Origin of the sequence: Kitasatospora sp. NPDC005748 (assembly GCF_040630735.1) — a bacterium.
In the GTDB taxonomy this organism is placed as follows: Bacteria; Actinomycetota; Actinomycetes; order Streptomycetales; family Streptomycetaceae; genus Kitasatospora.
In genome coordinates this window covers 70,750-80,216 of record NZ_JBEXYD010000034.1, presented here as the reverse complement: position 1 = coordinate 80,216, position 9,467 = coordinate 70,750, and the positions used below count along the sequence as shown (strand labels likewise).

11 protein-coding genes and 1 pseudogene are annotated in these 9,467 nt (G+C 71.5%); 4 read left to right on the top strand and 8 right to left on the bottom strand.

The features are described from left to right. Positions 1 to 81: 81 nt before the first annotated feature. The 3 genes from ABZ495_RS23555 to ABZ495_RS23545 form a co-directional block, all read right to left on the bottom strand. A complete protein-coding gene (locus ABZ495_RS23555) occupies positions 82 to 366 on the bottom strand; it encodes a hypothetical protein (protein ID WP_359837874.1) in 285 nt (94 codons plus the stop codon). A gap of 92 nt (positions 367 to 458) precedes the next feature. Further along, positions 459 to 1,304, bottom strand: coding sequence for an NAD(P)H-binding protein (locus tag ABZ495_RS23550; RefSeq protein WP_359837873.1), 846 nt, complete (start codon positions 1,302 to 1,304; stop codon positions 459 to 461). A gap of 90 nt (positions 1,305 to 1,394) precedes the next feature. Then, entirely contained in the window at positions 1,395 to 1,853 is a 459-nt protein-coding gene (locus tag ABZ495_RS23545) for a hypothetical protein (protein ID WP_359807493.1), read from the bottom strand. A gap of 425 nt (positions 1,854 to 2,278) precedes the next feature. On the opposite strand from ABZ495_RS23545, the gene ABZ495_RS23540 reads away from it, so the two are divergent. Next, a complete protein-coding gene (locus tag ABZ495_RS23540) occupies positions 2,279 to 2,758 on the top strand; it encodes a hypothetical protein (protein ID WP_329485756.1) in 480 nt (159 codons plus the stop codon). A 108-nt stretch (positions 2,759 to 2,866) separates the two neighbouring features. Here ABZ495_RS23540 and ABZ495_RS23535 read toward each other — a convergent pair. Next, positions 2,867 to 3,055: pseudogene (locus tag ABZ495_RS23535) on the bottom strand (helix-turn-helix domain-containing protein); the annotation flags it as partial. Between the two features lie 304 nt (positions 3,056 to 3,359). Between ABZ495_RS23535 and ABZ495_RS23530 the strand changes: the two are divergent. Next, complete coding sequence (locus ABZ495_RS23530) at positions 3,360 to 3,680, top strand: hypothetical protein (protein WP_359807498.1); 321 nt, start codon at positions 3,360 to 3,362, stop codon at positions 3,678 to 3,680. 82 nt (positions 3,681 to 3,762) lie between these two features. Here ABZ495_RS23530 and ABZ495_RS23525 read toward each other — a convergent pair whose 3' ends face one another. Then, entirely contained in the window at positions 3,763 to 4,071 is a 309-nt protein-coding gene (locus ABZ495_RS23525; protein ID WP_359807501.1) for a hypothetical protein, read from the bottom strand. A 13-nt stretch (positions 4,072 to 4,084) separates the two neighbouring features. Beyond that, on the bottom strand, positions 4,085 to 5,779 hold the full coding sequence (locus tag ABZ495_RS23520) for a sodium:solute symporter family protein (RefSeq protein WP_359807503.1): 1,695 nt from the start codon (positions 5,777 to 5,779) through the stop codon (positions 4,085 to 4,087). Between the two features lie 251 nt (positions 5,780 to 6,030). Between ABZ495_RS23520 and ABZ495_RS23515 the strand changes: the two genes are divergently transcribed. Continuing rightward, entirely contained in the window at positions 6,031 to 6,546 is a 516-nt protein-coding gene (locus tag ABZ495_RS23515; RefSeq protein WP_329485751.1) for a DinB family protein, read from the top strand. Here the strand turns inward: ABZ495_RS23515 and ABZ495_RS23510 are convergent. Together ABZ495_RS23510 and ABZ495_RS23505 are read right to left on the bottom strand one after the other, a co-directional pair. Next, a complete protein-coding gene (locus tag ABZ495_RS23510) occupies positions 6,540 to 6,809 on the bottom strand; it encodes a hypothetical protein (RefSeq protein ID WP_359807506.1) in 270 nt (89 codons plus the stop codon). The genes ABZ495_RS23515 and ABZ495_RS23510 overlap by 7 nt on opposite strands. A 188-nt stretch (positions 6,810 to 6,997) precedes the next feature. Then, the gene (locus ABZ495_RS23505; protein ID WP_359837871.1) at positions 6,998 to 8,446 is read right to left on the bottom strand and encodes a condensation domain-containing protein; all 1,449 of its coding nucleotides are present in this window, start codon (positions 8,444 to 8,446) and stop codon (positions 6,998 to 7,000) included. A gap of 290 nt (positions 8,447 to 8,736) precedes the next feature. Between ABZ495_RS23505 and ABZ495_RS23500 the strand changes: the two genes are divergently transcribed. Then, positions 8,737 to 9,405, top strand: coding sequence for a class I SAM-dependent methyltransferase (locus ABZ495_RS23500; RefSeq protein WP_359837869.1), 669 nt, complete (start codon positions 8,737 to 8,739; stop codon positions 9,403 to 9,405). The last annotated feature ends 62 nt before the right edge of the window (positions 9,406 to 9,467 follow it).

Sequence of the window (9,467 nt, the reverse complement as noted above, 5' to 3'; positions counted from 1 at the left end):
GCCCGACACCACCGCGGTCCGTCGCTGCTCCATCGTGTGCGCCCCCTGCTCCTGCTTCGATCGACGACCCCGGCCAGGAGCCTACCGAACGGCGACGCCCCGTCGGCGTGCGCCCGGCGAGACCGTCACCATGGTCACGAAGCCCTGTTCGAAGAACGTGTACTCCAGAACGCCGTAGCCCAGGATGCCTGACGGATCTTCGGCGACGCTGACGGATCCCTGGTCCAACCACCGACGAATGCTCCGGGCCCGCGCTTCGTCGCCGGCGGCCGCGATCGCGTCGATGGCGACGAGGGCCGGCACGTCCGTGGCGTCCGCGGCTCGCACCCGGATCCGGCTGGACATCTCGATGTTCGTGCGGACCATCCTGGCAGTGCGACGAGGCCCCGGCGGCCGAGGATCGCCGGGGCCTGGTGCTGGGTGAGGGGCGGCCGGTGTCCTGGACCCGGACGGCGAACCTAGCGGAACTCCTCCGCGTGCTCCTCCGCCCAGGTGCGGAACGTGCGCGCGGGAACTCCGGTGATCTGTTCCACGGTGGAGGTGATCACGTTCGATGCGGGCCGGGTCTCGGCGCTGGCCAACAGCGCCTCGACGAGTGCGGGTGGCCTGCCGTCAGCGAGCATCTGCCGTCGCGCGACCTCTACGGGGACTTCCTCGAACGCCACCGGGCGACCGATGGCCTCCCCGATCGCATGGACCTGTTCGGCCCTGCTCAGTACCTGCGGACCCGTCAGGACAAGCCTCGCGCCCACGTGCCCGTCACCGGTCAGGACAGGAACCGCCACAGCCGCGATGTCGCCCTCGTGGATCACCGCGGTGGCGGCGATACCGGGACCGCGAACGGTGCGCGTGGCGCGGACCTGCTCGCCCCACCCCCGCGCGTTGGACGCGATGGTGTCCGACCGCAGGAAAGTCCACTCCAGGCCGGATTCCTCGATCATGCGCTCCATGTCGGCGTGGAGCTGGTTGATCGGATCGGTCTGCCGCTCGGCCGCCTCGTTGACGCCCGACGACGAGAGATAGACGATGCGCCCGACACGTCGTGCAAGCGCCTCCAGCACGGCGGGCGCGCCCTCGGTCGTCAGGAAGGGCCAGACCAGGAACACTGCGCTGGTCCCCTCCAGCGCCACATCGAGGGTGGCCGGCACGGACAGGTCCCCGCTGACGACCTCCACTCCCTCCGGCAGCCCGGCCGTTTCGGGATCACGCGCCAGCGCCCGCACCTCGGCGCCCGCGGCCAGGAGCCGAGCAACCACGTGTCGGCCGACGTTGCCGGTCGCGCCCGTCACAAGAATCTCACTCATGATCAGCCCAGCCTCGGCCCTGCTCGGACTATTCCGTCTGCCGGGCCCCGGCGCTCGGGAATCCCCCCGCCGCAGAACGTCTTCCTCGCTTCAGCCGCAGTGCTTGGAGCTGTAGCCGGATGCCCCTTGACCTGCGAACTCGTTGTACATCAGCCCGCCGACGAAGTCGATGCAGGCCCCCTTGGCGTACGTGTAGACCGGGCCCGCGTAGCTGGAGTAGTTGCTCCCGGCGCCGTCCTGGATCCAGTCGCTCGTTCCGGAGCGTCGTATCGCGACCCGGATGTCGTGGTGACCGGTGACGGCCCCGTCCTTCCCGCGGGCGATCGCACAGTTGATCCCGTTTCCGCTGTTGTAGTAGATGTCGATGAAGCCGACCACCACGCTCGTTCGGGCGTTGTCCGTGATGTCCCAGCTCTGCTTGAAGTCGTACGCGCTCCCGCACTTGTCGACCCGGGGGTAGGCGTGGGCCGCGCCGGCGGAGAGGCCGACGAAGCCTCCGGCGAGGACCGTGGCCGCGAGTACCGTCGCGAGGTGCTTCTTGACGAGCATGGCGAGCTCCTTCGAGTGCCGTGGGTGTCTAGGGTCGGGACGGGACTGCCGGGGGACCGTCTCCGTGCCGGAAACCCCGGGGTGTCCCGTCGCAGGCTTCGACATGTTGTCCGATGGCCTGATGAAGCTCCCACAGTGCAGGCATGCCCGATTGTCCATCCACCGAACTCGGCTGCGGCGCAGGTGACCAGCGGACAAACCGGATTGGCCGCGGACACGGCACGGCTCGGCACAAGGTAGGCCGTCCACCCAGGGCATCGTCGTCCCCGGCCGCTGAAGTACCGCGCGCACCCGACCGGGACGGCCCTGGGGCCATCCCGGATCCGGTCCCTCCCGTCGCGCGGAAGGCTCCCGTGTGGCCGGCCCCGGGCGTTCGCAGCGAAAGCCTCTGGTACCGGCGCAGCGGTTTGGACAAGCTGGGGCCCATGGACTGGACGCCTCTGCTCTCCACACTGACCGGTGCCGTCATCGGCATCGCCGCCACGCTGATCGCCGACCGCAACCGGTGGCGGCGGGAGGAGGCCAGGCATGCGCTGGACGTGCGGCGCGAGGTCTACACGGAGTACGTCTCCGCGCTCAAGGCCGCGGGTGAGGAGATCCGGGCCGTCGCCCTGGGCGACCACATGTCAGATTCGGCCCGCGACGCGGCGGTTCGGGAGGCGGTGCGGCGCACCGGGATCTACACGGCGAGCGAACGCCTGTGGCTCGTGGGCCCGTCGCCGGTCGTGGAGGCCGGGAACGAGGCGTTCCACTGCCTGCGGGCGATCCGCGACGCCTACGCCCGGGGAGCGGCGGTCGGCTCGGCCGACGACGCGCCCCTGATAGCGCGGCGACGCGAGGCCATGGCGCGGATGCGTCGCCTCATGCGTGAGGACCTGGGCGTCGGACCCCTCGGAATCGAGTGATATCGAGTGACATCGAGTGAGGTGGCAGAGCCCCGCAGGTCGACCCGGGCCTACCCGGGCCGGCCCGGGTAGGCCCGTACCGGCTGCAGGACGCCGAACTCCGGCGCGCCGCCGGCCGCGGGGCCCGGCCGATCGGGCCAGGTCGTGCACGTGGCGGCACTCGGACTCGTCCAGCCGCAGGGCCCGGGCGATCCCGTCCAGCACCTCCGGCTAGGCGTTCGGCAAGTGCCCCTGTTCCAAGCGGGCGTAGGAGGAGGCGCTCACCCCCGCCAGCAGCGCCCGGCGAAGGCCCGGCACGCGCCGGCGCTCCCCGTAGGCGGGCACCCCGACCTCCTCCGGACGCCGCCCCGCACGCGAACATTTCTGTCCGGTAGGTCTTGACGCCCTTCCGCAACCGGCGTTTCATGTTGTTCATAAGCGTTTGAATCTGTTGAAACATGATGGAGCACACCCCGCTCTCCTCCCGGTACCGAACACGGCACCGCCCCCACCCGCATCGCCCCCACAGCGCCGCCGGTCCGAAACGCCGCTCGGCGACGGAATCCGCCACCCGGAAGAAGACAGCACGGCTTCCGCAGGCGCGTCACACCCGGAGAGAGCCATGTTCACATCCGTCTTCGCCCCGCCATCGGAGCCCGCCCCGGTGCCGGCGGCGTCCTGCACCGCCCGGGGCGCGGGTCAGGTCGCCGCCTGGAGCGGGCGCAGCAGCAGCCCCTGGTGCGTCACCGTCCCGGTGACCTTCCCCGACGGCCGGGCCGGCACCCAGACCTTCGTCGAGTGGGCCGACAGCAGCGGCCAGGCGCGGGAGGCGGCTCTCCTCAGGGCCGACACCCCGGACGCCCTGCGCCGCCGTCGCAACGCCGTGATCCTCCCGGTCGGCCGGGTGACCGTGGAACCCTGGCAGCGCCCGGCCTGGTGGTGACACCGCCGCCCGGTGGTGGCACCGCCGCCGGAGGACGGGCGTCCGCCACGGCCGGCCGCCCCACCCCGTACCCGCGGCGGCCCTACTGCTCCGGCCCCGTGGAGCCCGTCGTGGAGCCCGTCGGCTCCGCCGCTCCCGGCGGCAGCCGGACCGGCCGCAGCCTCGCCCAGCCGGCGAAGAGCGCCGCCCCGACCAGCATGCCGACGCCCACCCAGAGGTTCACGTTCGCGCCGCCCGCCCGGTCGAGGTCGGCCTGAGAGGTGGCGGTGGCGCCCAGCACGGTCAGCACGGTGCCGTAGACGCAGAAGAGCAGCGCGAGGATCAGGCGCAGGTCGAAGATCCCGGCCTTCACGGCCGCCGGCCCGGCCGCCCCCGTCGTCGGATCCGTCATGTCCTCGCTCCTCTCACCAGAAGATCACGTTGAGTACGGTGGCGAGCAGCAGGGCCCCGGCCCCGAGCAGCGCGGGGCTGCGGTACCAGCCCGCGTCCTCGGCGGTGTCGCCCTCCTTGATCCGGTCCCTGGGCGTCAGCGACCAGACCAGGCCCACCAGTTCGCTGTCCGGCTTGGGCCGGGTGGCCAGCGAGACCGCGACGCTGACCGCGATGTCCAGGACGAAGGCGGCGCTCGCCGCGACGAAGCTGGGCCCCTGACCCGCCAGGTGCAGCACGTCGTGGCGGACGAGCTGGTCCACCGTCACGGCGGCCGCCGTTCCGACGATCAGCCCGATCCCGCCCGCGAGCGGCGTCGTCCGCTTCCAGAACATTCCCAGGATGAACGTGGCGAACAGCGGGGCGTTGAAGAACGAGAACAGCGTCTGGAGGTAGTCCATGATGTTGTTGTAGCCACTGGCGATGAACGCGGTGCCGACCGCGATCGCGCAGCCGAGCACGGTGACCGTCCGGCCCACCCGCAGGTAGTACGCGTCCGACCGGCCCCTGACCACGTACGCCTGCCAGAGGTCGTAGGTGAACACCGTGTTGAACGAGCTCACGTTGGCCGCCATGCCCGCCATGAAGGCCGCCAGCAGCCCGGTGATCGCCACCCCCAGCATGCCGTTGGGCAGCAGGTCGCGGATGAGCAGTTCGATCGCGTTGTTGTACGTGACGCCCTCGGTCGACGTGCCGCCCGCCGCCTTGTACCGCGCCAGCTCCGGCGAGAGGACCGCGGCCAGCATCCCCGGGATCACGATGACCAGCGCGATCAGCGCCTTCGGGTACGCGCCGATCAGCGGCGTGCGCCGGGCCGCCGACATGTTCCTCGCCGCCAGCGCGCGCTGCACCTCCGCGAAGTTCGTCGTCCAGTAGCCGAACGACAGCACGAACCCGAGGCCGAACACGATGCCCAGCACGGACAGGGTGGCGTTGGCGATCCCGGTCAGGTTGCTGGCCGGCCAGGCGTTCAACTGCTCCGCCGCGTCGGCGTTCACCGCCCGGATCCGGTCGCTCAGCCCGTCCCAGCCGCCCACCCGGTGCAGCCCGACCAGGGTGATCGGCACCAGCATGGCGACGATCAGGAAGAACTGCATCACCTCGTTGTACACCGCGGCCGAGAGCCCGCCCAGCGTCGTGTACGCCAGCACGATCAGCGCCGCCACCAGCACGGAGGACCACAGCGGCCAGCCCAGCAGGGCGTTGACCACCGTGCTGAGCGCGTACAGGTTGACCCCGGCGATCAGCACCTGGGCGAGCGCGAAGCTGAGCGCGTTCACCAGGTGCGCGAAGCGGCCGAACCGCAATCGCAGGAACTCCGGGACGCTGCGCACCTTGGACCCGTAGTAGAACGGCATCATGACCAGGCCGAGGAAGACCATGGCCGGGATCGCGCCGATCCAGTAGTAGTGCACGGTCGGGATGCCGAACTGCGCGCCGTTGGCGGTCATCCCGAAGATCTCCACCGCCCCGAGGTTGGCCGAGATGAACGCCAGGCCGGTGATCCAGGCGGGCAGCGACCGGCCGGCCAGGAAGAAGTCCAGACTGGAGGAGACCGACCTGCGGGCGAGCGAGCCGATGCCCAGCACCAGGGCGAAGTAGACGGCGAGCAGGGCGTAGTCGACCGGCTCGGCATCCAGCCGGAGGCTTGCCTCGGCAAGGGAGTTCACTGCTGCCTCGATCCGTTACGTGGAGCTTCTCCGCTTCCGGACTTCTAGCAGCGGCGCGCCCGCCCGCCACCCGGCGTCACCCGCCCGTGGGCGAGTCGCTCGACCGACCGGCCGACACCGACCGCCCGGCCGACATCGACCGACCGACAGATACCGACCGCCCGGCCGACATCGACCAACCGACAGGCACCGCCCGGCCGTCCGGAAAACCAGGTGCCACGGCCCCGGGCAGGCCGGTAGCCTGCGCCGATATGACACCCGAACTGGAACGCCCCCCACTTCAGGCCGACGAACGTACCGCGCTCATCGGCTGGTTGGACCTGCAGCGGCAGATCCTTCGCTGGAAGTGCGAGGGGCTGACGGAGGAGGACGCTCGTCGCTCCGTCCTCCCGAGTTCACCGGCCATGACGATGGCCGGCCTCATCACTCATATGCGCTGGACCGAGCACACCTGGCTGGAGGTCCTGTTCCTCGGCGGCGACGAGAAGCAGAACCCGTCGTTCGCCGAGTCGGGCGAGGACGCCGACTGGCAGCCCGGCGACCGCTCCCTGGCCGAGCTGCTCGCGGAGTACGAGGCCCAGTGCGCCCGGAGCAACGAGATCGTCGCTGCGGCCTCCCTGGACGACGTCGGCCGTCACTCCGGCTTCCGCTCCGGTGGCGCCAACCTCCGCTGGATGCTGATCCACCTCGTCGAGGAGACCGGGCGCCACGCCGGCCACGCCGACATCGTCCGGGAGCTCCTCGACGGCACCAAGGGCTATTACTGACCCGGGCGATGCCCCGCGATGGACCAGCCGTCCAACCGTCCGATCCGGCGGATCTCGTCCACCGGATACGGGGTTCGCCTGCTCTCCCGCTGGAGCCTGCGGTAGAAGTCCGTCATCACCGCGGCGAGCGGGGCGTGGCGGGTGAGGATCGCCGCGACCTCCGGCGGGACGCCCGGCGGACGCTCTCTCCGGGCGCACGCGCGCACGAACGCGTCGCGCTCGTCCCGCTCGTAGCCGTACAGAGCGGTGATCAGCCACAGCACCAGGTGCGGTGGCGTAGCACCCGCTCGGCTGCACTGTACGGGGAGATCGGCGACGAGATCGGGTGAACGCGAGGACCGCCGGTCGGAGCCGGCCCCCAACGCGGCCGCCGCCCCGCCACTCAGGTCGCCCCGCCACTCAGGTCGCCCCGCCACTCAGGTCGCCTCGTCGCTCAGGCCGCTCGGGCAACTCAGGCCGGCAGGGGAGCGAGGGCGTCCACCACTGCGTGCTTCCTCCCCGGCACGAGGTCGCCGCCGTCCTCGGCGACCCGTACGACGGTGTCGCGCAGCGCGTCCGCGTAGGCGCGCAGGGACTGGGCGGCGACGGTGGTGTCGGGGTGGCGGCAGGCGAGGTGCAGACCCTCGTGGAGTCGGGTGATCCAGACGCAGGCCTGGTCGCCGTGGGAGACCCGGACCGTCGCGCAGGCGTTCTGCTCGGTCCAGCGCTCGGCTCCGGGGACGGCCCTGGCGTCGACGAACGACATGAGCGAGTGCAGGTCGGGCGAGGTCGGACGGAAGTCCGAGCCGAGCAGGTGCAGGATCCGGGCCAGCGGGGTGCGGGCGAGCCGGCGGTTCGCGTGCAGCTCGGAGCGCGCCATCGCCAGCGCGCTCCGGAGGTCGGGGGCGTCGGCCGCGGGGATCTCGATGGGTACGACGCCGACGTACCAGCCCAGCGAGTCCTGCCACCGGGAGGCCGCCCTGGTGTGGAACGGCACCACCGTCCGGTACACGTCGTGCCCGCCGAGGTCCCGGGCGATCAGCGCGCTGGCGGCCAGGATGCCGGCCAGCGTGCCCCCGAAGGGGCGGCAGTACCGCTCGAACCCGGCGGCGTGCTCCTCGCCCACCAGCATCTCGGTCATCAGCCGTTGGGCGGGCATCGGCTCCTCCGGCTCCAGACCGAGGTCGAGCGGGAACCTCGGCAGCCGGTCGTCGCAGCCGGCGATGAACTCCCGCCAGCGGGCGACCGCCGAGTGGATCTCGTCGACCTGCTCCGCGTGCGCGCATTCGAGTTCGCAGAAGTCGAGGTAGCTTCCGACCTCGACCGCCCGCGGTTCGCCGCCGCCCCGGCGGGTGTCGTAGAGCTCGTGGACCTCCGCGGGGATGCGGAACAGCGAGTACGCGTCCACGTTGCTGTGGTCGAAGGCGAGGTAGACGTCCGTGCCGTCCTCGCGCAGGACGGCCGCGTAGATGTAGTTCGGCCATTCGAGCGCGTTCGTCGCGGCGTCGAAACGGTTCTGCAGGTAGGTGACCAGCTCCTCCGCCCGGTCGAACACCCCTGCCTCGTGCCGGTGCAGGGCCACCGAACCGGCGCCGATCGTGAACCGGCGGACGCCCTCGGTGCGGCGCCGGAATCCGCTGCGCAGCGTCTCGTGGCGCAGGGTCCAGTCGAGCAGGGTGGCCTCCAGCACGGCCGGGTCCGCCGGGCCGGGCAGGCTGAACCGGGTGCCGATCCAGGTCGGCATGGTCAGGCCGTTGTCGCGTACGGTCCGCGCGGTGCGCAGGTGCGACTGCTGGAGGTGGGAGAGCGGGCGGAGGTCGTCCGCCAGGGCCGTGGCGGCGTCGATGGTGGACGGGTGGAGGGTCCATTCCATGACACGCCCCGGACGGGCCTCGCAGCGGGCCAGGTCGGTGATACGCACAGGTGCTCCCTCTCTCGACTCGCGGTGCGCCGGCGGTTCCGGCCACCGCCGCCACCCGTCGGCCCGTCCTCGCCACGGGCGTTCCGGCGTCACGTCCCGTACGCGTCTCGGCCGACGGGGTGTTGGTGACGGACCAATCAAGCAACGATCAACAGGCCGTCAGGGCACGCCCTGATGCCCGCCGGACCGGGTCACCGCGGCCGAGCCGGCAGGCTCGGTCCCCCGGGCAAGCGGCGACCACGGCCACAAGACCCCGGCGGCAGACCGTCGCACAGGCCTATCGTTGGCTGATGCGCGCTCACCCCATCGACCGACCGTCCGATCTCGACGTGGTCCGCGAGTCCTATGACCGCGTGGCCGACAACTACGCCCGCATGGTGGCGACCACGGGGATCGGCGACATCCGGACCCACCCGTGGCTCAAGGCGTCGATCGACGCCTTCGCCGACACCGTGAGCGGCCTCGGGCCCGTGCTCGACGTCGGCTGCGGGCCCGGAACGGTGACCGCCTACCTCGCCGAGCGCGGCCTCGACGTGTCCGGCGTCGATCTCTCCCCCCGCATGATCGAGAACGCGCGCCGCCTCCACCCGCAGTGCCGGTTCGGCGTCAGCTCTGCCACCGACCTGGACCTCGCCGACGCCTCCCACGGCGGCCTGCTCGGCTGGTGGTCACTGTTCAACCTCCCGCGTGACGTCCTTCCCCAGGTCCTCGCCATGTTCGCGCGCGCCCTGGTGCCGGGCGGACACTTCATCACCGCGACCCATGTCGGCGACGAGGACGCGCTGCGCACCGAGGCCTACGGAGGCGTCCCCGTCCGCTGGACGACCCACAAGTGGCGGCCCGAGCCGCTCACGCACCTGATCGAGCAGGCCGGACTGCGTCCGGTCGCCGAACTCCGGCTCCCCGCGGACGAGCACGTCGGACCGGGCCTGGTCATCATGGCCAAGCGGCCGGGCTGAGGATCGGTTACCGGACCAGGGCGTACCTGCCACCGGTCGACGCGGTGCGGCCCGGAGGCGTG